Source organism: Agromyces sp. NPDC056389 (genome assembly GCF_042262385.1).
In the GTDB taxonomy this organism is placed as follows: Bacteria; Actinomycetota; Actinomycetes; order Actinomycetales; family Microbacteriaceae; genus Agromyces.
Map to the genome: position 1 here is coordinate 1,912,520 of NZ_JBHJPN010000001.1, position 25,296 is coordinate 1,937,815.

General features: G+C 70.0%; 23 protein-coding genes. 11 read left to right on the forward strand and 12 right to left on the reverse strand.

All coding sequences use genetic code 11. From position 1 onward, the window contains the following. Positions 1-25: 25 nt before the first annotated feature. The 3 genes from ACFCVM_RS08875 to ACFCVM_RS08885 all read right to left on the reverse strand — a co-directional run bounded on the left by ACFCVM_RS08875 (position 26) and on the right by ACFCVM_RS08885 (position 4,587). Entirely contained in the window at positions 26-553 is a 528-nt protein-coding gene (locus ACFCVM_RS08875; RefSeq protein ID WP_375835760.1) for a DUF1269 domain-containing protein, read from the reverse strand. A gap of 198 nt (positions 554-751) precedes the next feature. Beyond that, positions 752-3,688 carry a beta-N-acetylglucosaminidase domain-containing protein gene (locus ACFCVM_RS08880; protein WP_375835761.1) on the reverse strand — a complete coding sequence of 979 codons (2,937 nt, stop codon included), beginning with the start codon at positions 3,686-3,688 and terminating at the stop codon, positions 752-754. A 113-nt stretch (positions 3,689-3,801) separates the two neighbouring features. Beyond that, positions 3,802-4,587, reverse strand: a complete 786-nt coding sequence (locus tag ACFCVM_RS08885; RefSeq protein ID WP_375835762.1) for a GntR family transcriptional regulator — start codon at positions 4,585-4,587, stop codon at positions 3,802-3,804. 181 nt (positions 4,588-4,768) lie between these two features. Between ACFCVM_RS08885 and ACFCVM_RS08890 the strand changes: the two genes are divergently transcribed. The 10 genes from ACFCVM_RS08890 to ACFCVM_RS08935 all read left to right on the forward strand — a co-directional run bounded on the left by ACFCVM_RS08890 (position 4,769) and on the right by ACFCVM_RS08935 (position 14,373). Then, entirely contained in the window at positions 4,769-6,043 is a 1,275-nt protein-coding gene (locus ACFCVM_RS08890; protein ID WP_375835763.1) for an ABC transporter substrate-binding protein, read from the forward strand. Then, positions 6,040-6,966 (forward strand): carbohydrate ABC transporter permease, encoded by a 927-nt coding sequence (locus ACFCVM_RS08895; RefSeq protein ID WP_375835764.1) that lies wholly within the window; start codon positions 6,040-6,042, stop codon positions 6,964-6,966. The genes ACFCVM_RS08890 and ACFCVM_RS08895 overlap by 4 nt, the downstream gene beginning before the upstream one ends. Next, on the forward strand, positions 6,966-7,868 hold the full coding sequence (locus ACFCVM_RS08900) for a carbohydrate ABC transporter permease (protein ID WP_375835765.1): 903 nt from the start codon (positions 6,966-6,968) through the stop codon (positions 7,866-7,868). The genes ACFCVM_RS08895 and ACFCVM_RS08900 overlap by 1 nt, the downstream gene beginning before the upstream one ends. Continuing rightward, entirely contained in the window at positions 7,865-8,818 is a 954-nt protein-coding gene (locus tag ACFCVM_RS08905) for an N-acetylglucosamine kinase (RefSeq protein ID WP_375835766.1), read from the forward strand. Before ACFCVM_RS08900 ends, ACFCVM_RS08905 begins: the two co-directional genes overlap by 4 nt. Then, on the forward strand, positions 8,812-10,056 hold the full coding sequence (locus tag ACFCVM_RS08910; protein ID WP_375835767.1) for a hypothetical protein: 1,245 nt from the start codon (positions 8,812-8,814) through the stop codon (positions 10,054-10,056). Before ACFCVM_RS08905 ends, ACFCVM_RS08910 begins: the two co-directional genes overlap by 7 nt. Further along, positions 10,053-10,808, forward strand: coding sequence for a sugar isomerase domain-containing protein (locus tag ACFCVM_RS08915; RefSeq protein ID WP_375835768.1), 756 nt, complete (start codon positions 10,053-10,055; stop codon positions 10,806-10,808). The genes ACFCVM_RS08910 and ACFCVM_RS08915 overlap by 4 nt, the downstream gene beginning before the upstream one ends. 109 nt (positions 10,809-10,917) lie before the next feature. Next, positions 10,918-11,760, forward strand: coding sequence for a VOC family protein (locus ACFCVM_RS08920; protein WP_375836686.1), 843 nt, complete (start codon positions 10,918-10,920; stop codon positions 11,758-11,760). 71 nt (positions 11,761-11,831) lie between these two features. Beyond that, complete coding sequence (locus ACFCVM_RS08925) at positions 11,832-12,425, forward strand: TetR/AcrR family transcriptional regulator (RefSeq protein WP_375835769.1); 594 nt, start codon at positions 11,832-11,834, stop codon at positions 12,423-12,425. Positions 12,426-12,623: 198 nt separating this feature from the next. Beyond that, a complete protein-coding gene (locus tag ACFCVM_RS08930) occupies positions 12,624-12,758 on the forward strand; it encodes a hypothetical protein (protein ID WP_375835770.1) in 135 nt (44 codons plus the stop codon). 58 nt (positions 12,759-12,816) lie between these two features. Beyond that, a complete protein-coding gene (locus ACFCVM_RS08935) occupies positions 12,817-14,373 on the forward strand; it encodes a DHA2 family efflux MFS transporter permease subunit (protein ID WP_375835771.1) in 1,557 nt (518 codons plus the stop codon). An 83-nt stretch (positions 14,374-14,456) separates the two neighbouring features. Here the strand turns inward: ACFCVM_RS08935 and ACFCVM_RS08940 are convergent, their stop codons facing one another. The 8 genes from ACFCVM_RS08940 to ACFCVM_RS08975 all read right to left on the reverse strand — a co-directional run bounded on the left by ACFCVM_RS08940 (position 14,457) and on the right by ACFCVM_RS08975 (position 23,440). Then, on the reverse strand, positions 14,457-15,107 hold the full coding sequence (locus tag ACFCVM_RS08940) for a TetR/AcrR family transcriptional regulator (protein ID WP_375835772.1): 651 nt from the start codon (positions 15,105-15,107) through the stop codon (positions 14,457-14,459). 186 nt (positions 15,108-15,293) lie between these two features. Continuing rightward, positions 15,294-15,971, reverse strand: a complete 678-nt coding sequence (locus ACFCVM_RS08945; RefSeq protein WP_375835773.1) for an N-acetylmannosamine-6-phosphate 2-epimerase — start codon at positions 15,969-15,971, stop codon at positions 15,294-15,296. Next, positions 15,968-16,942, reverse strand: a complete 975-nt coding sequence (locus ACFCVM_RS08950; RefSeq protein ID WP_375835774.1) for an ROK family protein — start codon at positions 16,940-16,942, stop codon at positions 15,968-15,970. Before ACFCVM_RS08950 ends, ACFCVM_RS08945 begins: the two co-directional genes overlap by 4 nt. Positions 16,943-16,980: 38 nt before the next feature. Then, a complete protein-coding gene (locus ACFCVM_RS08955; protein ID WP_375835775.1) occupies positions 16,981-17,904 on the reverse strand; it encodes a dihydrodipicolinate synthase family protein in 924 nt (307 codons plus the stop codon). Between the two features lie 52 nt (positions 17,905-17,956). After that, on the reverse strand, positions 17,957-18,757 hold the full coding sequence (locus ACFCVM_RS08960) for an ABC transporter ATP-binding protein (protein WP_375835776.1): 801 nt from the start codon (positions 18,755-18,757) through the stop codon (positions 17,957-17,959). Beyond that, the gene (locus tag ACFCVM_RS08965; RefSeq protein ID WP_375835777.1) at positions 18,754-20,817 is read right to left on the reverse strand and encodes a dipeptide/oligopeptide/nickel ABC transporter permease/ATP-binding protein; all 2,064 of its coding nucleotides are present in this window, start codon (positions 20,815-20,817) and stop codon (positions 18,754-18,756) included. Before ACFCVM_RS08965 ends, ACFCVM_RS08960 begins: the two co-directional genes overlap by 4 nt. A 3-nt stretch (positions 20,818-20,820) precedes the next feature. Beyond that, positions 20,821-21,774 (reverse strand): ABC transporter permease, encoded by a 954-nt coding sequence (locus ACFCVM_RS08970; protein WP_375835778.1) that lies wholly within the window; start codon positions 21,772-21,774, stop codon positions 20,821-20,823. Positions 21,775-21,835: 61 nt separating this feature from the next. Further along, positions 21,836-23,440, reverse strand: coding sequence for an ABC transporter substrate-binding protein (locus tag ACFCVM_RS08975; RefSeq protein WP_375835779.1), 1,605 nt, complete (start codon positions 23,438-23,440; stop codon positions 21,836-21,838). A gap of 88 nt (positions 23,441-23,528) precedes the next feature. Here ACFCVM_RS08975 and ACFCVM_RS08980 point away from each other — a divergent pair, with 88 nt between their 5' ends. Further along, complete coding sequence (locus ACFCVM_RS08980) at positions 23,529-24,266, forward strand: FadR/GntR family transcriptional regulator (protein ID WP_375835780.1); 738 nt, start codon at positions 23,529-23,531, stop codon at positions 24,264-24,266. A 46-nt stretch (positions 24,267-24,312) separates the two neighbouring features. Here ACFCVM_RS08980 and ACFCVM_RS08985 read toward each other — a convergent pair whose 3' ends face one another. Beyond that, a complete protein-coding gene (locus ACFCVM_RS08985; RefSeq protein WP_375835781.1) occupies positions 24,313-25,275 on the reverse strand; it encodes an acetylxylan esterase in 963 nt (320 codons plus the stop codon). Positions 25,276-25,296: the final 21 nt, after the last annotated feature.

Sequence of the window (25,296 nt, forward strand, 5' to 3'; positions counted from 1 at the left end):
GGCTCGCGCCGCGGCATCCGCTCGTCTAGGAGCCGATCGCCTTCGCGATCTTGTCGCCGCCCTCGCTGATCGCCTTCTCGAGCGCCTCGTAGTCGTCTCGGTCGATCGCCTTGTCGACCTTCTTGGAGTACTTCGTCAGCACCGCGTCGATGCGGTCGAGGTACTTGTCGTCGATGACGGCCACGATGGCCGACGACCCCTTCGGCAGGTATTCCTCGAGTTCGAGGCCCACCTTCTTCTCATCGTGCTTCTTCGCGATTGCGCCCGAGATGGCGCCGACGCCCGCTCCGATCGCCGTTGCGGCGAGCAGCGGGGGTGCGAACAGCCCGACGACGAGTCCGGCGGCACCGCCGATCCAGGTGCCGGCGGCGACCTGGCCCGTGCCGTGCTCATCGACGGCGACCCTGCCGTCGTCGCCGCGACGCATCACGACCGAGGACACGACCTCGAGATCGGATGACGCCTCCGCGTCTTTGAGCGAGCGGTACTGGTCGGTGGCGGTGGCACCGTCGTCGTAGGTCGCCACGTACAGCAGCAGGTTGTCCATGCCCATGTCTTCGTCCCCTCCGGAGGGCTCCCCGTCGGTCCCCGGGAGCCGGTGCCTCCATCGTAGGGATCGCGAAACCCGAGCGGCAGGCCCAATTCCACGGGCGCAGAACCCGGTGCCGGAGTGCAGGGGCGTGCTCCCGTGCTCCGCCGGGATCGGGTCGGCCGGGCCGGAACGTCCGACCCGAACCGACCCGATCGATGGTCAGAGGATGAAGAGGGCGCCCTGCCACCCCTGTCCGACGCGGTTCGCCGGGGTGAACATGTTGCCGGTGAACACTCCCGTGTTGACGTTCTCGAGCAGTGCTCCGGAGCCATCGACGGACAGCAGGTCCGCTTGCGAGTCTCCGTTCAGGTCGGTGACGACCGGCAGGTTGGCGCCCGTCCAGCCGGCGCCGACGTTCACCCGCGGCCCGAAGGCGGGGATCCCGTTGGTGCAGCCGGTGTTCCGATAGGCGGCGAGCGTTCCGTCGGCAAGGACGGCCAGGAGGTCGGCACGGCCGTCGCCGTTCAGCTCGACGGCGTTCAACCGCAGCGTGCCCGACCAACCGGAGCCCACTTGCGCCGTGCTGGAGAACATCGAGCCGGTGAATGCGCCGCTGTTGTTGTACGCCCTCAGGTTGCCGCCGGCGTCGATGGTGAGCAGGTCGGTGTCCCGATCACCGCAGAGATCGGCGAGCACGGGGAGCTGGGTTGCTGACCACCCCTGGCCGACCTTCACCCCCGTGCCGCTGAATGCGGGGACGTTGTTGCTGCACCCGGTGTTCCGGTAGGCCATGAGATCGCCGTTGGCCAGAACCCCGAGCAGGTCGGCGCGCCCGTCGGCGTCCAGATCGGTGGCGTTCAGCGAGAGGTTGCCCTGCCAGCCCTGGCCCACCTGCACCGGAGCCGTGAACATGTTCGCGAAGACGCGAGTGTTCCCGCGGTATCGCAGCGTCCCGGAGGATTCGACCTGGAGGATGTCGAGGTGGCGGTCGCCGCAGAACTCGCCCACGATCGGACGCTTCGCACTGCTGTACCCGGAACCGACGGTGACGCTCTGACCGAACGTCGTGGCTCCGTCCTGGTTGGACTCGCCGCTGGTCGTCGAGTGGTTCGGGTACGCGTTCAGCGTTCCGTCGGCCATGACGGCGAGCAGGTCGGACCGACCGGTGCCGCTGAGGTCGCCGAGCTCGGTTCCGCGAGCGAGTGCGAACGAGAGGAACGGGTCGAGCACGCCGACTCCGACTCGAACGGTGCTCGAACTGAGCTGCCCGACGAGCGTGGTGACTTCGCCGCGCTTCTGCTTCATCGTCGTCGTGTCGCCCGCGCGCTCGGCCAGGAGGGCGGCGACGGCGGCCTCGCCCGCACGACCGTACAGGCTCGCTTTGTCGAGCCATGGCGAGCCCTCCGCGGCGAGCAGCTGATTGGCACCGGGCTCGCGGAGCGTCGATGCGCTGTTCTTCAGCGCGGTGAACGCGGCAGTGAGCTGGGTTCCGGCAGCCGCCAACCCGCTGTTCGACTGCCACGCGGTACGGAACGCGGCGATCTTCGCTCCGATGCCCGCCGACTCGATGTCGCTCAGCGACGAGGCGTAGTTGTTCTCCGCGAAGGCGCGGAGCGCGTCGGTGCGACTTCCGCCGAGTGCCGCGACGGCCGCCTCCCAGGAGGCTGCCTTGTCGTATGCTCCCGGGTTCCACGCGAAATCAGCCGCCGTGAACAAGGCGGGCTGCGAGAATTCGGCCTGCTGCATCGCGTTGAAGGTGATCCCCGCGCTCTGCTGCGCCAAGCTCGCGTCGCGACCTTCGACGGGGCCGAGGAGCAGTCGATCGGCGCTGAAGCGATCGGCGTAATCGTTGACCGGGTAGTTGTCCCAGATCGCGATGGGGCGCCCGCCGAAGGCGTCCTCAGCATCGGCGAAATCCGACTCCGTGATCGTGGGAGAGATCACCTCGGGTCCGCTCCAGTAGAGCGTTGCCTTCGGCGTCATCAGTTGCACGAGTCGTGTGCGATACACCGTGGAGCGTGTGGAGAAGTACTCCGTCGGCACGACCAGAAGCGGGCGGGCCCCCGCCTTGGCGTCGAGGAACGCCTGGATCTTGTTGACCAGCTCCGCCTGTGCGGTCGCGAGGCCCTCATCGGTCACGCCGTACCCGAGCTTGTCGCCATCGCAGACGAACTTCTCGGGGATGTCGTCCCAGGCGAGGGTGTAGCGCCTGACGCCGATGCTCCAGAGCTGATCGATGCGGTTCTTCAACGCGGTGACATCTGCGGGACTGGAGAAGCAGATGCCCTTCGACGAGTCCATCGGCGCCTGCGGCGAGATGCGGTAGATGTACTCCACGTGGCGCGCAGCACTGAGGTCGACGGTCGCGGCGATGGCGGCGAGCTCGCTCGGTGAGTAGAGAGTCCGCCAGTGGTCGCCCGTCACCACCTTGTCGGCCGGTTCTGAACCGGTCTTGGGGTCGCCCGCCGGACCGTAGAAGTACGTGTCCATCTTGTTCCGCGCGAGGAACTCGATATGCGAGTGTTCCGCAGCCGCAGACCAGACCGGTCCGTAGAAGGACTGCATGCCTCCGCGCATGACGAACGACGGACTGTCGCTGACGGCGACCTTCCAGATCGCGGCCCCGGGGGCGCCCTGCGTCACGATCTGGGCGAGGCTCTGGGCGGCGTAGTAGGTGCCGGTCCTGTCGGCACCCGAGAGGACGACACGGACACGGCCCTGGCCGTCGGCACCGGTGGCGAGGACGTACCCTTCGGCGGGAAGTCCTGCCGGACCCGCCGTGCCGAGTGCCGTCAACGCCGCGGCACTGGCGGGGTTCTCGGAGGGGCCCCCGATGTACACCGTCGGACCGCTACCGGGGTCGCTCGATGCCACCGTGGTCGCGGTACCCGCTGCGCTGAGCACGCTGCGCGTCAGCGCGACGGCGGCCGCGTCGGCACCCGCGGGGGCGACGACCGTGACGCTCGCCGGAAGCGACAGCTGCTGGCCGCTGCTCGTCAACTGCTTCGGCTTCGGCCAGATGACCGGTCCGGTCGGGGCCGCGGCCGCCGGGGCGGCATCGAGGATGCCGGTCGGAGTGAGGACTCCGACGGAGACGGTTGCCGCGATGGCGAGCGCCAGTGCAGCGCTGCGGCGACGATGTATGGCAGTACGCAAGGAATTCATGAGGCATGGCACCTTCCGACCAGCGCCGCACCGGTTGCGGCGGACTACGCCAGATACTGGTCTAGAGCGGTATCCCTGTCAAGGATTTCTCGAGATCGTGTCGGTCACGCGTGCTGCGAGCGCCCGACGTGCATCTCGATGATGTACCGGTCGCCGCGGTAGAGCGAGCGGCCGAACTCGACGGCCTTCCCCATGTTGTCGTGGGCCTTGCGCTCGATGGCGAAGCAGGGCTCGCCGGCGGCCGTCTCGAGGCGCGCCGCATCCTCTTCGCTCAGCCGGTCGATCGCGACGGTCTGCTCGGCGTTCTCCAGGCGAACGCCGTACGCCGTGCCGAGCACCTCGTACAGCGACGCGGATTCCGACATCCGATCGAGCAGATCCGGGAACCGCGCGAGCGCGAGATTCGACGTCTCGAACGCCATGGGCGTGCCATCTGCAGTGCGCACGCGCTCGATGCGGATGACCGCGTCGCCTTCGGCTATCTCGAGCGCCACGGCCACCCGGGAGGTCGCCTCCTCGATGCGGGCCGCGAAGTCGCGGGCGCCCGGCTCCATTCCGCGAAGGCGCATGTCCTCGGTGAAGGAGCGGAAGATCTCGGAATGCGTGAGTCTCGGATGCTGGACGAACGCCCCGCGCCCGGGCTCCCGACGGATCATCCCGGCGGTTTCGAGGCTGTCGATCGCGCCCCGCACCGTCATGCGAGCCACACCGAACTGCTCGGCGAGGACTCGCTCGGAGGGGAGCAGCGTGTCGGGTCGGGACGCGGCCGCGTAGGCGGCGAGCGCCTGGCGGATCTGCTCGCCCTTGCCGGATTCGCCCAGTTGCTCGCCGACGTGCTCGGCGAGCAGGCCGATCTCCGCGCGCCCGTCGGACTGCCGTGTGCGTGCCACGTGACTCCTCACTCCCAACGCGCTCGGTCCGCGTGTAGTCAGCATAGGGCCGCCCGTGACACATTGGTCTATACCAACCATTGACATGCGGTATAGACCAGTATTAGCGTGAGCGCACCACATTCGCCCCGCCGACTCACTGCCACCTCTCGTCGGCAGCAGTCTCACCAAGAGGAGAACCATGTCGAACATCAGAAGGGCCTCACTCGCGACCGGAATGCTCGCAGCAGGTGCGCTCGTCCTCACCGCCTGCGCCCCGGGCTCCGGCAGCAGCGGAGCCGGCGATGACTCCGTGATCACCGTCTGGGGGTGGCGTCAGGAAGATGCCGCGACCTACAAGACGATCTTCAAGACCTTCGAAGACGCGCACCCCGGACTCACCGTCGAGTACGTGCCGTATCTCAACACCGAGTACGACACGATCCTGTCGACCGGTCTCAAGGACGCCTCCGGCCCCGACGTCGCCCAGTTGCGCTCGTACGGGCTGCTCCAGCCGCTCGTGGAATCCGGCAGCCTCGTCGCGCTCGACGACGAGATCGATGCGCTCGAGGACTTCGCCCCGTCGGTGCTCGATGGTGCCCGCGGCGCCTCGGACGACGCCGTCTACGGAGTGCCGTTCGCCGTCCAGACGCTCCACGTCATCTACAACACCGCGATCTTCGACGAGCTCGGCTTGGAGGAGCCGGGCACGTGGGACGAGATGACCGAGGCATTCGAGACGATCAAGGCATCCGGGGTCATCCCACTGGCCAACACCGTGACCGACACCTGGATGCTCCCCATCGAGCAGGAGATCTTCGGCGCCGGCACATACGGCGGCACACCGTACCTCGAGCAGATGCTCGCCGGAGAGGCATCCTTCACGGATGCCCCGTGGGTCGACTCCGTCGACGCGTGGACGAGCACGCAGCCGTACTGGGGCGAGAGCTTCAAGGGCACGAGTTACGAGGACGCTCAGGCACTGTTCACCTCGGGCCAGGCCGCGGCGTTCCCGGGCGGCATCTGGGAGCTCGCGAACTTCCGCAAGGCCAACCCCGAGCTCGAACTCGGCATCTTCAACGCACCCGCACCCGATGGCAACGGCACACCCGTTCCGGGCTACGTCGACGGGTCGTTCGGGGTCTCCGACGCGAGCGACAACAAGGAGGCCGCACTCGAACTCGTGGAGTGGATGGCGAGCGCCGAGTTCGGGCAGCTGTTCAGCGACGAGCTCGCCCAGATCTCGCCGGTGCCCGGCGTGACTCCCTCCGACGAGTTGCTCGCGGAAGCCGTCGACGCCTACGCCGCTGATCCGAGCCCGTACATCACCTACGCGTACTTCTCGGGTGGCACTCCGACCGCCTGGGATCTCGCTTCCGCATCGTTCTCGAGCCTCGTGCTCGGAGAGATCACCGCCGCCGACGCCGCTGGACAGATCCAGCAGGGCGTCGACCAGTGGTTCACTCCGCGCTCATGACCACGGCACGAGTGCGGGGCCGCTATTCGCCCGAGCACATCTCGTTCGGTTGGATCGCCCTGTTCAGCGGCCCCGCGCTCGTGCTGTACACGGTGCTGGTCATCGTCCCCATCCTGACGGCGTTCGTCTACGGACTCTTCGACTGGAAGGGCACCACCGCGGGGGCGTTCGTCGGTCTCGGCAACTACGTCGAGCTGTTCACCCGCTACCCGGTGAACGAGCAGCTCGGTGCCGCGTTCTGGCACAACGTGCTCTTCTTCATCGGCACGATGGCGGTGCAGAACACCATCGGGCTCGGACTCGCGGTGCTCCTCCACCGCACGGGCACGGGCAAGCGCTTCTTCCAGACCCTCTACTCGACGCCCTACCTGCTGAGTCCGCTGATCGTCGGGTACCTCTGGGCGATGCTGCTCAGCCCCACGTTCGGCCCGATCAACGCAGGCCTCCGCGCGGTCGGTCTCGACGCATGGGCGATGCCCTGGCTCGGCGAACCGAGCACCGCACTGCCCGTCCTCATCCTCATCAACGCCTGGCAGTGGATCGGCGGCCCGCTCCTGATCTTCGGCGCCGCACTCGGCGGAGTCCCCCAGGAACTCGAAGAAGCCGCGGCACTCGACGGCGCCTCACCGAGCCGCCTCTTCTGGGCGATCCGATTCCCGCTGATCATGCCGGCCGTCGGCATCATCACCGTGCTGACCTTCATCGGTTGCTTCAACCTGTTCGACCTCGTCTACGCACTCGGCGGTTCCAACGGCGGCCCGTCTGGATCGATGGACGTCCTCGGACTCCTCTACTACCGACTCGCCTTCGGCGGGGGCACCAACGCGATCGGCGAGTCCTCCGCCATGGCCGTGCTCATGTTCATCCTCGTCTTCGGCGTAGCGATTGCGCTCGAACGATTCCTTCGACGCCGGGAGGCCTGATGACCGCCACGCTCGACGCTCCGCGAACGACGGCGCCCGAACCATCGCGCGAGGCCGACCGGCAGCTGCGAACCCAGCGCCGGACCCGCCTCGGTCAGAAGATCGGGGTGCAGGCGGTGCTCTGGCTGTACGCCGCCATCGCCTTCGGCCCGATCCTGCTGGTCGTGCTCGGATCGCTGCGCCCCACCAATGAGATCCTCCAGAACCCGATCGCGCTTCCGACCAGCTTCGACCTGTCGAACTATGTCAGGGCCTGGGAGTCGGCCTCCCTCGGAACCTACTTCGTGAACTCGGTCTTCATCACGATCTGCTCGGTCGCGCTCTGCGTCGGCGTCTCGGTCGCCGCCGCCTTCGTCATCACGCGCCGACGATTCAGGGGCCGGGCCTTCCTCGCCGCGTTCTTCATCGCCGGACTCATGGTGCCGGCGAAACTCGGCCTGCTCCCGATCTACTACATGTTCCAGGCCGGTGGTCTCATCGACAGCCACCTCGGACTGATCCTGTTGTACGCCGCCAGCGGCATCCCGTTCACGATGTTCGTGCTGATGGGATTCATGCGCGGGCTCCCGGTGGAGCTCGAAGAAGCCGCTCGCCTCGATGGCGCACACGACGGGCGCATCTTCGTCTCGGTCATGCTGCCGCTCGTGCGCCCCGCTCTCGCCGTCGTCACCATCTTCCAGTTCGCCCCGACGTGGAACGACTTCTTCTATCCGCTCATCCTGCTCCGCGACACCGACAAGTACACGATCCCGGTCGGTCTCACCCAGTTCTTCGGCGAGTACTCCACCGATCGAGGCACCTTGTTCGCCGGTCTCGTGATCGCGTTGCTTCCGCTGGCGCTCGTCTTCGCATTCGCGTCGAAGCAGATCATGTCCGGCCTCACCGCGGGGATCAGCAAGTGACGACGGTGGCCGCCGTCGACGGCGGGAAGTCCGGGCTGCGCATTCGGATCTCGACGCCCTCCGGCGAGCTGGCCGGCGACGGGCCGGGGTTCGTCTACACGGAATCCTCGCATGACCTCCGGGCGATCGTCAGGGGTGTGCGCATCGCCCGAGACGACGCCCTCGGACCGGTCCTGGGCCCCGCGACGCCGATCGATTCCATGGCGATCGGGCTCACCGGCGTGCCCGGTGATCGTGCGGAGCGAGCCGCGCTCATCACGGCCCTCGAGAAGGAGCTCGCAACGCGAGTCCTGCTCGTCGACGACGCGCTGCTGGCGCACGCGGGGGCCGTGGCAGGGCCCGGCACCGTCCTCAGCGCCGGCACCGGGTCGATCGTCCTCGCGATCGCAGCAGACGGGCGGCCGAAGTCGGTCGACGGGTGGGGGCCGATACTGGGCGACCGCGGGAGCGCCTACGCGATCGGTCTCGCCGGAATGCGTGCGGCCTCCGCCGCGGTCGACGGGGCCGGGCCGATCACCGCGCTGTCAACCGACCTCGCCGACGCACTCGGAGGCACCTCGCTTGCAGCGCTCCAGCGGTTCTACCGCTCGGAGTCGACGGTGGTCGCCGTCTCGTCGTTCGCACTCCGCGTCGCAGCGGCATCGGAGGCCGGCGACGGTGTCGCGACCGAGATCCTGCGAGCTGCCGCCGCCGACCTCGCCGACACGGTTTCCGCAGCTCATGCGCCCGGGTACCCGATCAGCCACACCGGGCGGCTGCTCGAAGCGAACGGCGCGCTCCGCGAGTTCCTCTCCTCCGCCCTCGCCGCTCGCGGACTCCGGCTCGACTCCCCCCGCGGCGACGCCCTCACCGGCGGGTTGCGGCTCGCACGAGCCACGACCGATCCGGATACCGACATGTCCGTCTACGCACAGGCGCTGAGCGCCTGGGAGAGCGAGGGCCCGTGCTAGCGGTGGGACACGCGGTTGCGCCGCTCCCCGTTCTTCTCGGCGAGCCGCTCGGCGGCTACATCGACCGCACCGGCGGGGCGATCGGCTCGCTCGAACCGCTCGAGGTCCACGCGATCAGCATCAGCACCGGCGAGACACGGATCCTGCTCCTGGTCATCGACCTCATCTGCGTCAACACCGACCTGGTCGCTCGAATCCGCGAGTCGGTGCTCGAGCTCGGAGTCGAGGCGGTGTGGGTCTCCGCCACCCACGCCCATTCGACGCCCGAAGCCGGTTGCTTCCCGGGCGGAGCCACCACGCCCGCTGAGGTGGCGCAGCGCGTCAGCACCGCCGCCCGCGCCGCGACTCGCGATGCCATCGACGCGGAACGAACCGCCGTGGTCCGCGCTGTACGCACCGATGTCTCGGAGGTGGGCGGGCGCCGGAATGTCCCGCCCTCGGGCGCACCGACCGTCCCGATCGACGCCATCGCCTTCGACGGGATCGACGGCGAGCGACTCGGTCTCCTCGTCGTGACCCCCGTGCACCCGACGGTGTTCGGCGCGGACAACCGACTCGCCAGCGCCGACCTCGCAGGCGGAGTGCGGCGCGCCCTCGCCCCCGATGCCCAGTGGGCCGTCGCAGCGACCGGCGCCGCCGGCGACATCAGCACACGGGCGACGCGTCGGGCGCGCAGCCTCGCGGAGATCGACCGCCTCGCAGGCCGGATCGCGAGCGCGCTCCGCGGAGCGCTCGCCGCCCCGACTCCCGCGACGATCGGCGGATTGATCCTGCCGATCTCGCGGACCATCTCCTTGCCGGCGAGCGGGGACTCGGAGCACGCACTCCTCGCTCCACGACTCGACCCCGCCGACGCGTTCTCCGAACGGCGTCGCGTGGTGCTCGAGCAAGGGCTCGCCCTGGCGGCCGCGAACCGCGAGCGCCTCGCACCCGGGACGACGGAGGTCACCCTCGAGGTGTTCGCGCTCGCGCACATCCGGCTCGTCGCCGTTCCCGCCGAGCTCTACCTCTCGCTCGCCGAACGCATCCGCACGGAGCATCCCTTCCCGGGACCGGTCATCGTGATCGGGTACACGAACGGATATCTCGGCTACCTGCCGGATGCGGACGCACCGGTGAGCTACGAGACGGTCGTCAGCCCGGTCGGGCGCGGCAGCGGCGAGCTGCTCGTCGCCGCCGCGCTGGAGCAGCTCTTCGAACTCGAATCCACCCCGTACAGCCAAGGAGTATCGGCATGACGACGACGACACTGCAGTATCAGACGGTTGCGCTGGAGCACATCCAGATGGTGCTGGACACCCAGACCGAACGCATCGAACAGGCCACGGAGATCCTCACCGACGCGATCGCCGCCGGCGGGATCATCCAGGCGTTCGGCACGGGGCATTCTCGGGCGGTGACGCTCGAGCTCGCTGGTCGGGCCGGGGGCCTCGCGGCGGTCGGCATGCTCGCCGTGAAAGACCTGGTCCTCTTCGGCGACACGTCACCCGAGCAGATCCTCGATCCCACGTTCGAGCGCGAGTCGGGGATCGCGGCCAGGATCTACGAGCTCGCCCGGCCACAGCCGAACGACGCGTTCGTGATCGTCTCGAACTCGGGCATCAACTCGGCGATCGTCGAGATGGCCGTGCTCGCGCGCAGCAAGGGCCACCCCATCGTCGCGATCACCTCGCTGAAGCACAATGCGCAGGTCGCCACGCGCGACGCATCCGGTTCGAACCTCGCCGACCTCGCCGATGTCGTCATCGACAACGCCGCCCCGGCCGGCGATGCCACCATCGACCTCGGAAGCGGCATCCGCATCGGCGCGGTGTCGAACCTCACGGGCATCGTCATCGCCCAGATGCTCGCCGAGGGAATCACGCGCAGGCTGCTGGAGCAGGGCGGCGAGGCTCCCGTCTTCGTCTCCGCGAATCTTCCCGACGGTGACGAGCACAATCGGGCGCTCTACACGGCGTTCGGAAGCCGGGTGCGACCCATCGAACCGTGACCGGCGAACTCGTCGAAGGAATACTCCGCCGCCCCAGCGGTTACTATTAGTTGTGATTACAACCAATGGGGCGCCGGAAGGCGCGGGACTGCTCGCCGCCGACACCGGCATGGGCGCCGTGACGCTGCGCGTCGGCGACCTCGACGCCATGATCCGCTACTACCGCGACGCGGTCACGCTCGAACTCCTGAGCCACGACGGCCCCGTCGCCGTGCTCGGCCGCGGCACCACGCCGATCGTGATCCTCGAGCACGCGCCCGAGCTGAAGCACGCGAGCCCGCGCGACGCCGGCCTCTTCCACACGGCGATCCTGTTCGACACCCGCGAGGCGCTCGCGACGGCGATCTACTCGATCGCCTCGAAGCATCCGGGAACCTTCACCGGCAGCGCCGACCACCTCGTGAGCGAGGCCTTCTACTTCACCGACCCCGAGGGCAACGGCATCGAGCTCTACTTCGACCGCGACCGGTCCAAGTGGAGCTGGGCGCACGGCTCGATCGAGATGGCGACGCTGCACCTCGACCCGAACGCGTACCTGCGCGAGCACCTGACCGAGGGCGGGGCGGATGCCGCGGCAACCGGCACCGGCCTGGGCGACGCCATCGTGGGCCACGTGCACCTCTCGGTCGGCGACGTCGCGAGCGCCCGCGAGTTCTACGTCGAACGACTCGGCTTCGAGACCACGGCCGAGATGGGCGACCAGGCGCTCTTCGTCTCGGCGGGCGGCTACCACCACCACATGGCGATGAACACGTGGAACAGCCGCGGTGCCGGCCGCCGGGGCCTCGCCCTCGGTCTCGGCAAGGTCGAGATCGTCGTGCCGAGCGCCGACGACCTCGGCGACCTCGGCGAGCGCATGGGGCACTACCGGGTCGCGACTCGCGACGACGGACTCACGCTCGCATTCGACGACCCGTGGGCGAACCTCGTCGTGGTGCGCGCCGCAAGCTGAGTCGCGCCGCCCATGCAGCCGGCCAGTCCGGAGCTTGCGCCTGCGCGACGAGTGAGTGTACAGTCACTCATATGGCAACCAAGCTCTCCACGGCCGAGGAACGACGACCACTCGTGATCGCCGCCGCGATCACCGCCTTCGCCCGCGCCGGCTATCGGGCGACGACCGTCGCCGACGTCGCCGCAGAGGCCGGCATCTCCTCGGCCTACGTCTTCAAGCTCTTCCCGAGCAAGGAACTGCTCTTCGTCGGGGCCCTTGACGCCTGCTACGACCGGGTCGTCGATTCGCTTGCGACCGGGGTCGAGCGGGCCGATTCGCAGACCCCCGACGCCATCCTCGACTCCATGGGCGGCGCGTACGCCGAACTCATCGCCGACCGCGACCTGCTCATGCTGCAGGTGCACGCGCAGTCATCGGTCGACGTGCCCGAGATCGGCGCGGCACTGCGGCGCGGCTACCAACGCGTGACCGAGTTCGCATCGACGAGGTCGGGCGCAGCGGATGCCGCGGTGCAGCGCTTCATCGCCTTCGGCCAGCTCTGCCATCTCGTGGCCACCCTCGGGCTCGACGACACGTCCGAGCCATGGGCCGCGGCCCTCGCCGCCGGCATCCGGCACCCCGACCTCGCGGCAACGGTCCTCGGCACGAGCCCCTCGGCGCCGTGAGCCCTGCCGAACCGTTCGAGACCGCGGAAGGAGGTGCTCCATGAGATCCGAACGCTTCATGCGATGGGTCGCGCTGATCCCACTCGCGCTGCTCGACCTCGCGATGCTCTCCGCCTGGTCCTGAACACCCGCCCGCAGTTGCGGGCTCTTCTTTCCCCGACTTAGTGACTGACTAGTCACTCACAGACTGGAACCGACATGACTGACACGACACCCGCAGCTTCACCGGCGGACGCACGGCGAACCCAGCCCTCCACCGAGCTGGTGCTCTGGTGGGTCGTCTTCGGCGTGCTCGCCTTCGCCGCGCTGGCGATGCTCGGCCTCTGGAACTGATCACCGCACACGACGGGTCTCCTCGGAGCATCCGTCATCCAACCGAACGGACACTCCGATGAACTCCACCCGTCACCTCGAAGCCCGGTCGCAGCACCCCACTGCGGCCGCTGCTCGGGCCCTCTCCCCCGACCGATCGCCCGACCCCGACGACCGGGCCCGCCTGCGTTGGTGGGCGCTCGCCGCCCTTGCACTCGCACAGTTCCTCGTCGTGCTCGATGCCTCGATCGTGAACATCGCGATCCCGAGCCTGGGCGCCGACCTCGGCCTCGACCAGGGCGCGCTCGCCTGGGTGATCACGGCCTACGTGCTGCCGTTCGGCAGCCTGCTGCTGCTCGGCGGCCGCCTCGCCGACCGGTTCGGGCACCGCAACGTGTTCCTCATCGGCACGATCGGATTCGTCGCGGCATCCATCGCCGCCGGCCTCGCCCCCGATGGCACCTGGCTGCTGGCGGCACGGGCCGTGCAAGGGGCATCCGCCGCCCTGCTCGCCCCCGCGTCGCTCGCGCTCGTGACCCGGCTCTTCACGACTACGGCCGACCGCGCGAAGGCCCTCGGCATCTGGGGCGCCGTGGCCGGGGCGGGAAGCGCAGCGGGAGTGCTGGCCGGCGGCCTGCTCACCGGCGCCTTCGGCTGGGAGGCGGTGTTCTTCGTGAACGCGCCCATCGGAGCGATCGTCCTCGTCGCGATCCCGTTCCTCGTCGCCCGCGACCGGCGCGGCGAGAAGGGCACGCTCGACCTGCCGGGCGCTGCCACGGTGACTGGCGGCCTCGTCGCCCTCGTCGCGGGACTCTCGAACGCCGAGGCGCTCGGCTTCGGTCACCCGCTCGTCATCGTGCTGCTCGTCGCCGGCGTCGCGCTGCTCGCGGCGTTCGTCGCGATCGAGCGACGCACCGCGTCCCCGCTCGTGCCGCTCGAGCTGTTCCGCAACCGAGCGGTGACTGCGGGCAATGTCGTGATGCTGCTCACGGGTGCGGCGATGGTCGCGTTGTTCTTCGCGCTCTCCGTCTTCCTGCAGGAGCAGCTCGGCTTCGACGCCCTGGCCGCCGGGCTCTCGCAGCTGCCGCTCGCCGGCGCGCTCGTGATCGTCGCGGGACTGGTGCCGACTGCGGTCGCCCGCCTCGGCATCCGTCCTGTGCTGACGGTCTCGCTGCTCGTGCTCGCGGGCGGCCTTGGATGGCTGGCCGTGGCACCTGCGAACGCCGACTTCCCGGTGCACGTGCTCGGCCCGAGCCTGGCCATCGGCATCGGCCTCGGGGGCGCGTTCGTGACCGCCACGCAACTCGCGGTCGACGGGGTCGACGGCGGCGAAGCCGGACTCGCAGGAGGGCTCGTGAACACGAGCCAGCAGATCGGCGGCGCACTCGGGCTCGCCGTACTCGCCTCGATCAGCGGCGCCATCTCCGCGGCCCTCACCGATTCCGGCGCGAGTGTCGGGGTCGCCGCGGCCGGCGGATTCCGCGCCGTGTTCATCGGCGCAGGCGTGGCCGCGGTGCTCGCGGCCGTCGCGACGGTGACCATCCGTCGGAGAGCGACCGCCGCTGCGCCCGCCCGGGCCTCGCGCGGCATCCCCGCCGCGCGGATCGACGAGGGCGCCGCGGTCCCGTCGCGGTGAAATGACGCGGGTCGACCTTCGAGCCGGGCTCGGAGGTCGACTCGCGTCACCTCGGGGCGCGGGGCGGCGGAGTGCTGCCCTCGTCAGCGAGGTGCCGGCTTCGGCCCCTTCGCGTGGGACATGTCGTGGAACTCGTCGAAGGCCTGCCCCTCACCGGGCAACGGCGTGACGTCGGGCCGAGCGCGCAGCCCGTCGAGGATGACGGCGAGCTGACGACGCCAGTACGGCAGGTACATGCCGCCGTACTGGCCGAGCGAGCCGAGCATGTCGACCATCACGCTGAGGTCGACCGCCGTCACGTCCTGGCGCAATGCCCCTTCGGCCTTCGCGCGGGCGACCACCGCGTCCATCATCGGCACGAACTCGGCGGCCGGGCGATGGCTCGGGTCGAGCTCGGCGACGCGGCGCATCACCGCGGGCAGGTGCGGCGAGGCGGCGAGCCAACCGCTGACCAGCTCGAGCCAGAGCTCGATCGCCTGCCACCCCGTCTCGGCACCGAGGAACTGCGGCGCGAAGTCGTGCAGGTCGGCGACCGCGGTGTCGTAGAGCTCGCGCACGAGTGCGTCGCGGTTCGGGAAGTGCCGGTAGACGGTGCCGGCACCGACGCCGGCACGCACCGCGAGCTCGTCGAGCGGCGCGTCGATGCCGCGCTCGGCGAAGAGCTGCTTCGCCTCGACGAGGAGTCGCTCGTGATTGCGTCTCGCATCGCGGCGCGGCGACAGGGATGAACTCACGCTTTCACTGTACGCGCGTCGATCGCGTATGATTCGGAGGGTCGCCTCCGTTTACCCGAATGAACGTGGCGGTGGCCCCTCTGGGGGGAGGGGTCGCGGCGCGGCGGGCACGTGTCGGTAGTTCCGGCAAGGGGATGCCCGCCGTGTCGGCCCTTCAAGCTGCGAACGAGTCCGTCGGGCGGGCATTCAGCGTGCCACGGCGTGAGCGAACCATCCCGTGAGCGTCGCGGGATGCGTGATCGCGGTGCCGACCACCACGGCGTAGGCTCCCGCGTCGATGCACGACGACGCCTGGGCCGGCGTGTGGACGCGCCCCTCTGCGACGACCGGCACGTCGAGCAGCGCGACGAGCTCGGCGAGCACCTCGAGGTCGGGGCCGTCGGTCTTCGGCCGCTCGTCGGTGTAGCCGCAGAGCGTCGTGCCGACGAGATCGGCGCCCGCGTCGACCGCGGCCAGCCCGTCGGCGACCGAACCGACGTCTGCCATGACGAGCGCTCCGGTCTCCGCGCGGAGCCTGCGCACCGTCTCGGCGAGGCTCAGCCCGTCGGGGCGTTCCCGCCGGGTGCCGTCGATCGCGACGATCTCGGCGCCGGCCCGCGCCACGGCGAGCGCGTGGTCGAGCGTCGGCGTGATGAAGACCCCGCCGTCGCCGTCCTTCCAGAGTCCGATCTGCGGCAGCGCGACGCGCTCGTGGATCAGCCGTACGTCGGCGATGCCCTGCGCCCGGATGCCGACTGCCCCGCCGCGCACCGCCGACTCCGCGATCTGCGCCATCGTCTCGGCGTGCCGCATGGGCTCCCCCGGATACGCCTGGCACGAGACGATGAGTCCGCCGCGCAGCAGGCCGAGATCGAGGTCGGTCATGCTGATTCCTCCATGACGGTGGTGGCGACGAGGGCCGCTGCCCCCACGATCGCCGCGTCGGCGCCGAGCGCCGCGCCGACGATCGGCGTGTCGGCGAGGAGCGGCATGCGTTCGGCGCCCGCGGCGTCGCGAAGCGCCGCCCACCACGCCTCCCCCGCCGCCGCGAGCCCGCCGCCGACGATCACGACGTCGGGGTCGAGCGCGTTCAGGAGTCCGCCGATCATGCGGCCGAGCGCACCGCCCGCGAGGGCGACGGATGCCGCGGCGTGCTCGTCGCCGCCCGCAGCGCGCCGCACGACCTCGCGGCCGTCGGCCACCGAGGCGTCGCCGCTCAGTTCGCGGTAGACGGCGCACATCGCGGGCCCGGACGCGACCGCCTCGACGTGCCCGGAGCCGCCGCACGTGCACGGCCGACCGACGGCCTCGATGGCCGGCACATGGCCGAAGTGGCCCGAGACGCCGCAGCGACCCGACTGCACCCGCCCGTCGATGACGAGCGCGCCGCCGACGCCGGTGCCCGCCGCGACCATGAGCACGGTGGGCGACCCGGCGCCCGCGCCGTGCAGCGCCTCGCCGAGGGCGTGGGCGTGCACGTCGTTGACGACGGCGACGGGCATTGCGAGGGCGGTCGTGAGCACGTCGCGCACGCGTGTGCCCGACCAGCCGGGCAGGGAATCCGTCGCGGAGGAGACGATGCCGCTCGCTGCATCGATGACGCCGGCCGAGCCCACGCCGCACCCGCTGACCACGACGTCGCCGCCCGCGCGTTCGAGGAGGGAGCGCACCAGGTCGACGACCGTGTCGAGCACCGCGCCGGGGCCGTGCAGGGCCGGGGTCGGCGCCGACGCCCGGTCGAGCACCACGCCGCCGGCGCAGACGAGCCCCGCGGCGATCTTCGTGCCGCCGAGGTCGACGCCGATGGCGGCTCGCATCGAGCCCGCCCGAGAGTCGGCGCCGGTGGCGGTGCTCATCGAGTCCGCCCGAGAGTCGGCGCCGGTGGCGGGGCTCATCAGGCCGAGAGCTCCGCGCGATCGACGATCGCGGTGATGCGCGCGACGGTGTCGCCCTCGAGCGACGGCACGGGCTGCGACATCCGGTTCGAGGAGATGACGCCGAGGTGGGCGAGTGCCGTCTTGAAGGCCCCGAGGCCGGCCGCCTCGCCGCTCACGCCGCTCGCCTGGAAGACGATCTCGAAGAGCTCCGCGACCTCGTCCTGCAGCACGCGCACGCGGGCCCAGTCGGCGGCGCCCGCTGCGTCGAAGAGCTGCATGTAGCGCACGGGGTCGACATTGCCGAGACCGGGCACGACGCCGTCGGCACCGGCGAGCAGGGCGCCGTCGACGACGACCTCGTGACCGGTGAAGAGCGCGAGCGGGCTGCCCGCCGCGCGGTTGGCCATGACGAGGCGGCGGAACGCGACGTCGTCGCCGCTCGAGTCCTTGACGCCCGCCAGCACGCCCTCGACGCCGAGGCGCACGAGCATCGCGTGGTCGAGCTTCGAGTGCACGCGCACGGGCACGTCGTAGGCGAAGACCGGCAGCGACGTGGCCGCGGCGACGGCGCGGAAGTGCGCTTCGACCTCAGCAGCGCTCGGACGGGCGTAGTACGGCGCCGTCGCGACGATGGCGTCGACGCCGGCGGCCTCGGCCAGGCGCACCTGGCCGATGACGCGGGCGGGCGTCATCTCGTTGACGCCCGCGATCACGGGCACGCGGCCGGCGGCGACCCGAACGGATGCCTCGAGCACCCGAGTGCGCTCGTCGTCGGAGAGGAACGCGACCTCGCCCGAGGAGCCGAGCACGAAGAGGCCGTGCACGCCCGCGGCGATGAGGCGCTCGACGAGGCGCTCGAACGCCGCCTCATCGAAGGCGCCCGACTCGTCGAGCGGAGTGAGGACGGGCGGGATGACGCCGCGGAAGGCGGGGGTGGTCACGTTGGAGCTCCTGGTGGTTCGTGGATCAGGTGGTTCGTGGATCAGGTGGTCGTCAGCGGCGGTGCAGCAGGCTCGGCGCCGCGCCGAGCAGGGTGCGCGTGTACTCGTCGCGCGGGTCGGCGAGCACATCGTCGGCCGGGCCCTCCTCGACGATGCGGCCCGCATACATGACGACGATGCGGTCCGAGACGTAGCGCACCGTCTGGATGTCGTGCGAGATGAAGACCATGCCGAGGTTCAGCCGCTCCTTCAGGTCGCTCAGGAGGTTGAGGATCTGGGCGCGCACCGACACGTCGAGGGCGCTCGTGGGCTCGTCGGCGACGATCACGTCGGGATCGAGGGCGAGCGCCCGCGCGATGGCGACGCGCTGCCGTTGACCGCCGGAGACCTGGCCGGGCAGCACCTCGGCCGCCGAGGCCGGGAGGCCGACGAGCTGCAGCAGCTCCACGACTCGCGACTCGCGCTGCGCCTTCGTGCCGATGCCGTGCACGTTGAGCGGGTCGAGCAGGATGTCGCGCACCGACATCCGCGTGTTCAAGGCGGTCGACGGGTCCTGGAAGACGACCGAGACCGCGCGACCGTACTCCGCGCGCATCGCGGGGGTGCGGCGCTCGAGCGGCGCACCGCGGAAGCTCACCGTGCCCGACGTCGGCATTTGCAGCCCAACCATGACCCGGGCGAGGGTCGACTTGCCGCAGCCCGACTCGCCGACGATTCCGATGGTCTCGCCCCGGTGCAGGGCCAGGTTCACGCCGTCGACGGCATGCACCCGGTCGCGCTTGAACAGCGTGCCCGTGCGCGCCTTGTGCACCACGTGGATGTCGTCGAGGCGCAGGATCTCGTCGCCGCTCATCGGGCCACCTCCGGTCGGAGCTCGGCCTCGTCGGCGCGAGCTGCGTAGTAGTGATCGGAACCGTCGAGCGAACGGAGCTCCGGTCGGGCCAGGCCCACCGGACGCCCCTCGACCGATCGCGGCGCGAAGCGGTCGCCCATCACGAAGTCGCGCGGCGACGGCACGGTGCCCGGGATCTGGTGCAGGCGATCCGCCGCGTCCTCGATCGAGAGCACCGAGCCGAGCAGGCCCCGCGCGTACTCGTGCTGCGGCCGCATGAGCAGGCTCGTCGTCGGCGCCGACTCGACGACCTGGCCCGCGTACATCACGGTGACCTTGTGGGCGAGCTCGGCGACGAGGGCGAGGTCGTGGCTGACGAAGACCATCGCGAAGCCGAGCTTCTCGCGCAGCTCGTTGAGGAGGTCGACGACCTGCGCCTGCACCGTCACGTCGAGGGCCGTGGTGGGCTCGTCGGCGATGATCAGCTTGGGGCTCCGGGTGAGCGCCATCGCGATGAGCACGCGCTGCCGCTGCCCGCCCGAGAGCTCGTGCGGGTAGCTCTTGAGCGTGCGGTCGGGGTCGAGGCCGACGAGGCGCATGAGGTCGTCGGCGGTGCGGGTGCCGCCGCGCTTGATGAGCTGGCCGAGCTGGGTGCGGATGAGCATCGACGGGTTGAGCGAGCTCAGCGCGTCCTGGTAGACCATCGCCATCTCGTGGCCGAGCAGCGCCTGCCGCTCCTTCGGGGCCATCGTCAGCAGGTCGCGCCCCTGGAAGAGCACCTGCCCGGTGATGACGGCCGTGTCGGGCAGGAGCCCCATGATCGCGAGGCTCGTGATCGACTTGCCGCACCCGGATTCGCCGACCAGCGCCATCGTCTCGCCGGGGCGCACCGAGAAGCTCACGCCGTCGACGACCGCGACGTCGCCGTGCCGTTCCGGGAAGCGGATGCTGAGGTCGCGCACCTCGAGGAGCGGCTCGGCGTCGCCGGTGTGGACGAGCCGGTCGGTTCGGGATGCCTCGGCCTCGCGCAGTTCGGCGAGGTGCGCCTGCAGCGCGCCGCTGCGAGCCGCGGCCTCGGCGGCATCGCGCCCGATCGCCGAGGTCGCGGTCGTCTGCACGGCCACCGCGACCGTGTCGGGGATCGGGTCGTAGCCCGACTCGGACTCGACCGTCATGTCGAGGGCGGCATCCGCTGCCGCGGTCTCCGCCGCTGCGTCGACCGTGCGCCGCCTCGCGCCCGGCTTGACGAGCGCGTCGGTCACCCCCTCGGCGAGGATGTTCAGCGAGAGCACCGTGATGAGGATCACCATGCCCGGGAAGAACGTCGCCCACCAGCCGCCGCTGAGCAGGAGGTTCCGGCCCGAGGCGATGATGTTGCCCCATGAGGGAGCGGGGTCCTGCACTCCGGCCCCGATGAACGAGAGGCTCGCCTCGAACACGATCGCGTCGGCGACGAGCACCGTCACGAACACGAGGATCGGCGCGGCGCAGTTGCGGGCGACGTGCCAGAAGAGGATGTACGGGATGCGGGCGCCCATCACCCGTTCGGCGGCGACGTAGTCCTCGCCGAACTGGGCGAGCACGTTGGCGCGCACGATCCTCGCGATCTGCGGAACGTACAGGAACGCGATGGTGCAGATCAGCACCGGCAGGTCCTTGCCGAAGACGGCGACGAACACGATCGCGAGCGCGATGCCGGGGAACGACATGATGATGTCGAGGATGCGCATGACGACCTCGCGCAGCCAGTTCGGGCCGGTTGCCGCGATCGAACCGACGATCGATCCCACGATGAGCGCGATCGTCGTCGCGCCGAGGCCGATGGCGAGCGAGTACCGCGCGCCGTAGATGAGGCGCGAGAGGATGTCGCGGCCGTTGCGGTCGGTGCCGAACCAGTGCTCCCACGAGGGCGGCTGGGCGGGGATGCCGGACTTGAGCGGGTCGTACGGGGCCACGAGCGGCGCGAAGATCGCGACGAGCACCACGAGGGCGAGGAAGACCACGGCGATCTTCGCCCCCACCGGCATGGCGCCGAAGCGCTGCCCCGGGGTGCTCAGCCGTTCGGCGAGTGAGCGACGCATCGTTTACACCGTCCGGATTCTGGGGTTGATGACGAGGTAGAGCATGTCGACGATGATGTTGACGAGCACGAAGGTCAGGGCGATCGTGAGCGTGACGCCCTGCACGAGGTTGATGTCGTTGTTCGTGACGCCGTTGAGGATGAGCTTGCCCATGCCGGGCAGGTCGAAGATGACCTCGATGACGACGGCGCCGCCGAGCAGGTAGCCGATGCGGAGGCCGAGCACGGTCACCGGCGTGATGAGGGCGTTGCGGAGCACGTTGCGACCGACGACGACGTGGCGGGGCAGCCCGCTGCCGATCGCGGTGCGCACGTAGTCGCGGTCGAGCTCCTCGACCATGGAGGTGCGCACCACCCTCGTGAGGGAGGCCGCGACGGGGATGCCGAGGGCGATGGCGGGCAGGGTCATCGAGTTCAGCCAGCCCGAGACCGAGTCGCCGGGGTTCACGTAGCCGCCGGTCGGGAACCAGCCGAGGCCGAGGGCGAACGACTGGATGAGCAGGATCGCGAGCCAGAACGACGGGATGGCGATGCCGGCGATCGAGAGCACGCGGGTGAGCTGGTCGGGCCAGCGGTCGCGGTAGAGCGCCCCGGTCACGCCCATGACGAGTGAGAGCACGCCCGCGATCAGGAGACCGAGGAAGGTCAGCTGCAGGGTGAGGGGGAACGCCGTGGCGATCGCCTCGGAGACGGGTTGGGCGGGCGGCACCGTGGTGCCGAGGTCGCCGCGCAGCAGGTTCCCGAGGAACCGCAGGTACTGCACGAAGATCGGGTCGTTCAGCCCGGCCTGTTCGCGATAGGCCTCGCGGGCCTCTTCGGACGAACTCTCGCCGAGCGCGTTGATCGCGGGATCGCCGGGGGCGAACTGCATCACGAAGAACACGAGGGCGGTGATGCCGAGCACCATGATCGGCAGGACCGCCAGTCGGCGGACCATGAGCCGCAGCAGCGTGGTCACAGGGTATTGCTCCTCAAGAAGAACCGGGGGCCGACCAGGCGGTCGACCCCCGGTGGTCGGATCAGCCTCGGCGCGCCACGTCGAGGAACGACAGGCCGGTGAACGCGAGCGGCTCGAAGTCGGCGAGCGCGTCCGCGTCCCACGCGGTCGGGAGCTTGCGGTGCACGAGCGGGTAGACCGGGCACTCCTCGGCGATCAGGTCGAACGCCTGGCCCCAGAGCTTCGCCTGCTTCTCGGTGTCGCCCGTCGCGACGGCGTCGTCGAGCAGTGCCGTGAGCTCGGCGAAGCCCTCGGAGTCGGCCCAGCGGTACCGCTTCGACGGCCACACCGTGTCGGCTCCGTACCACCAGCGCAGCAGCAGGTCGGCGTCGTTGCCGAACACCGAGGGGTCGCCGGGGGCGACCATGACGGTGTAGGCGCCGGAGTCGACGATCTTGTACTGGGCGCCCGACTGGTTCGCGTCGATGGTGGTCGCGATGCCGACGGCGTCGAGGTCCTCCTTGATGAGGGGCAGCACGTCCTTCACCCAGCTGGTGTCGGTCGCGAGCAGCGTGATCGACAGGTCGGAGACGCCGGCCGCGGCGAGCAGCTTCTTCGCCTTCTTCACGTCGTACGTGTAGACCGTCTTCGCCTTCTGGTACGACGGGTGCTCCTGCTGCAGGTAGCTCGTGGCGGGAGTCGCCTGCCCGAGCATGCCGACGTTGACGAGCTTGTCGTAGTCGATCGCGTAGCGGAACGCCTGGCGCACGCGCACGTCGTCGAAGGGCGCCGCCTCGCAGTTGAACATCATGAAGAGCTGGCCGAACGACTGCACGGATTCGACCGTCGAGTCCTTCGAGAGGTTCGCGACGTCGATGTAGGGCACGTCCTCGATCGCCTGCACGCGACCCGACTGCACCGCGGTGACGCGGGCCGCGGCATCCGACAGCAGGTTCCAGGTCATCGCCGCGGCGAGCGCGGGGCGGGAGCCGGTGTAGGCGTCGTTGCGCTCGAAGGTGAGCTTGTCGTCCTTGACGGCGCTCGTGATCTTGTAGGGGCCGGTGCCGGTCGGCAGGGCGTCGAACGCCGCGGGGTCGGCCGTGACGATCGCCTGCGGCACGATCTTGACGACCGAGAGGCGCTCGACCGCGAGCGAGAACTTCTGGTTGAGCGTGATCTCGACGGTGTTCTCGTCGATCTTCTCGACACCCGACACGAAGGGGATGAACGTGCGGTAGAGCGAGTTGTTGGCGGGGTCGAGCACGCGCTGGAAGGAGAACACCACGTCGTCGGCCGTGACCGGGCTGCCGTCGTGGAAGACGGCGCCCTTGCGGAGCGCCACCGTGATCGTGGTGCCGTCGGCCGAGGGCAGGTCGGCGGCGAGTGCGGCGTACGGCTCGCGGCTGATCGGGTCGAGCTCGACGAGGCCCTCGAGCGTGTGCCAGTTCGCGGCGACGGTGACGGCGCCCGTGGTGGTCATGGGGTCGAAGCCGGTGGAGAGGGGATACGAGATGCCCGCATCGATCGTGCCGTTCTCGTCGACCGGCGCACCGGTCTCGGTCGCGGCCGGCTTGTTCGTCGAGGCCGGGCCGCTGCATGCGGCCAGGGTGGCGACGATTCCCATGGCACCCGCGGCCTGGAGGAAGACCCTGCGGCTGGTCTCCACTCGGAGCGTTTCCTTCAACATTGGATGAATTCTCCTGGATATCGGACATCAGACGTCGTATCTGAGTACACTGAAGCTAGCCCCAACCGAGCGAGAGGTCAAGCCGAAGATGACGACACGTGATCTGACCGTGACGCGGATGTTCTCCGGAACGTCGCGACGCCGCGAGTCCGTCACCGACCAGATCAAGCACCTCATCCTCACCGAGGGCCTGCGGCCCGGCGACCTCATGCCGACCGAGGCCGAGATCTGCGCCCGGCTGGAGGTCAGCCGCTCGAGCGTGCGCGAGGCCATGCGCACCCTCGCGGCGCTCGACATCGTCGAGGTGCGCCACGGCCACGGCACGTACGTCGGCCAACTCTCCCTCGCGCCGCTCGTCGAGGGCCTGGTCTTCCGCGGCGTCGTCGACCAGGACGACAGCGTGGCCGCACTCCGCGAGGTCGTCGAGGTGCGCGAAGCTCTCGACCTCGCCATGGCCGAGCAGATCGTGGCCGCGCTCGACGGCGCCCACGACCCCGAGCTCGAACGGCTCGTCGCCGAGATGACGGCGAAGGCCGCTCGCGGCGAGGCGTTCGCCGCAGAGGACCTCGCCTTCCACACCCGACTGCTCGGCTACCTCGACAACGCACTCGTCGGCCAGCTCGTCGCCGCGTTCTGGGAGGTCAACACGGTCGTCTACCCGATGCTCGGGCTGGCACCGGCCGAAGACATCGTCGACACGGCACGCGCCCACGGCGCGATGCTCGAGGCCGCGGCATCCGGTGACGCGGCCCGCTACCGCCGGGCCGTCATCGAGCACTACCTGCCGCTGCGGCGTGCCCTCGACAAGGCGGCAGCCCGCCGCTGAGGCGCGCCGGCCCACCGGTGACGGGAACCGGCGCCCGCGCCCGCGCTCAGCCGAGCATCTCGGCGAACGCGTCGAGCGAGAGCACGTCGTCGTCGACGCCGCCGCCCTCGTGGCCGTTGTACTGCCAGACGGTGATGGACTTCGGCGCCGGGGAGTTGTTGTAGGCCGCGAAGACCGTCGACGGCGGGCAGACGGCGTCCATGAGCGCGACGGTCACATGCAGCGGCGCGTCGCCGCGCCGGGCGAAGTTCACGCCGTCGAAGTACGACAGGGTGTCGAGCACGGCTTCGGTGCGGTCGCGGTAGTGCGCGAGGTACTCGGCGATCTCCCGGTAGGGGCGCGCATCGGTGATCACGGTGGCACGTGGGAAGTCGCAGAGGAACGGCACGCGTGCGACGACGCCCGCGAGGCCCCGCACGAGCCCTCCGACGGCGAGCGCGAGGCCACCGCCCTGGCTGATGCCGGTCACGATGAGGCGCTCAGCGTCGACGAGCGGCAGCTCGCGCGCGGCATCCGTGAGCCTGACCGCGTCCGTGATGAGCCGACGGTAGTAGTACCCCTCTGCACTCTCGATGCCGCGCGTGAGGAACCCCGGCACCTGCGGGCCCGAGCCGGCGTCGTCGACGGTCGCTCCGCGCGAACCGCTCCAGGCCTGACCCCGCGTGTCGAGCTCGAGGTGGGCGTAGCCGGCCGACGCCCACAGCAGGTTCTCGACGGCGTCGCCGCGGCCCCGGCCGTAGCCGTGCAGCTGCACGATCGTCGGGAGGGGCCCCTCGGTGCCGGCGGGCACGCGAAGCCAGGCACGCACCGGCTGGCCCCCGAAGCCGCGGAAGGTCACGTCGTAGACGTCGAGGGTGACGAGCGGCGTCGCGGTCGCCGTCATGGTCGCGTCGATCGGCAAGCTGCGCGCCTCGGCGAGCGTGTCGGCCCAGAATTCGTCGAAGTCGGCCGGCTCGCGGCCGCTGCCGCGATAGCTGCGGAGTTCGGACTCTGGAAGATCGACGTACATGCGCGGCCTCTCGTTCTCGGT

Bases quoted from the DNA above. Each gene is read 5' to 3' on its own strand.
- ACFCVM_RS08875 (WP_375835760.1), bottom strand. From the start codon at position 553: ATGGGCATGGACAACCTGCTGCTGTACGTGGCGACCTACGACGACGGT.
- ACFCVM_RS08890 (WP_375835763.1), top strand. From the start codon at position 4,769: ATGTCGAACATCAGAAGGGCCTCACTCGCGACCGGAATGCTCGCAGCA.
- ACFCVM_RS08895 (WP_375835764.1), top strand. From the start codon at position 6,040: ATGACCACGGCACGAGTGCGGGGCCGCTATTCGCCCGAGCACATCTCG.
- ACFCVM_RS08900 (WP_375835765.1), top strand. From the start codon at position 6,966: ATGACCGCCACGCTCGACGCTCCGCGAACGACGGCGCCCGAACCATCG.
- ACFCVM_RS08915 (WP_375835768.1), top strand. From the start codon at position 10,053: ATGACGACGACGACACTGCAGTATCAGACGGTTGCGCTGGAGCACATC.
- ACFCVM_RS08920 (WP_375836686.1), top strand. From the start codon at position 10,918: ATGGGCGCCGTGACGCTGCGCGTCGGCGACCTCGACGCCATGATCCGC.
- ACFCVM_RS08925 (WP_375835769.1), top strand. From the start codon at position 11,832: ATGGCAACCAAGCTCTCCACGGCCGAGGAACGACGACCACTCGTGATC.
- ACFCVM_RS08930 (WP_375835770.1), top strand. From the start codon at position 12,624: ATGACTGACACGACACCCGCAGCTTCACCGGCGGACGCACGGCGAACC.
- ACFCVM_RS08935 (WP_375835771.1), top strand. From the start codon at position 12,817: ATGAACTCCACCCGTCACCTCGAAGCCCGGTCGCAGCACCCCACTGCG.
- ACFCVM_RS08945 (WP_375835773.1), bottom strand. From the start codon at position 15,971: ATGACCGACCTCGATCTCGGCCTGCTGCGCGGCGGACTCATCGTCTCG.
- ACFCVM_RS08950 (WP_375835774.1), bottom strand. From the start codon at position 16,942: ATGAGCACCGCCACCGGCGCCGACTCTCGGGCGGGCTCGATGCGAGCC.
- ACFCVM_RS08960 (WP_375835776.1), bottom strand. From the start codon at position 18,757: ATGAGCGGCGACGAGATCCTGCGCCTCGACGACATCCACGTGGTGCAC.
- ACFCVM_RS08965 (WP_375835777.1), bottom strand. From the start codon at position 20,817: ATGCGTCGCTCACTCGCCGAACGGCTGAGCACCCCGGGGCAGCGCTTC.
- ACFCVM_RS08975 (WP_375835779.1), bottom strand. From the start codon at position 23,440: ATGTTGAAGGAAACGCTCCGAGTGGAGACCAGCCGCAGGGTCTTCCTC.
- ACFCVM_RS08980 (WP_375835780.1), top strand. From the start codon at position 23,529: ATGACGACACGTGATCTGACCGTGACGCGGATGTTCTCCGGAACGTCG.
- ACFCVM_RS08985 (WP_375835781.1), bottom strand. From the start codon at position 25,275: ATGTACGTCGATCTTCCAGAGTCCGAACTCCGCAGCTATCGCGGCAGC.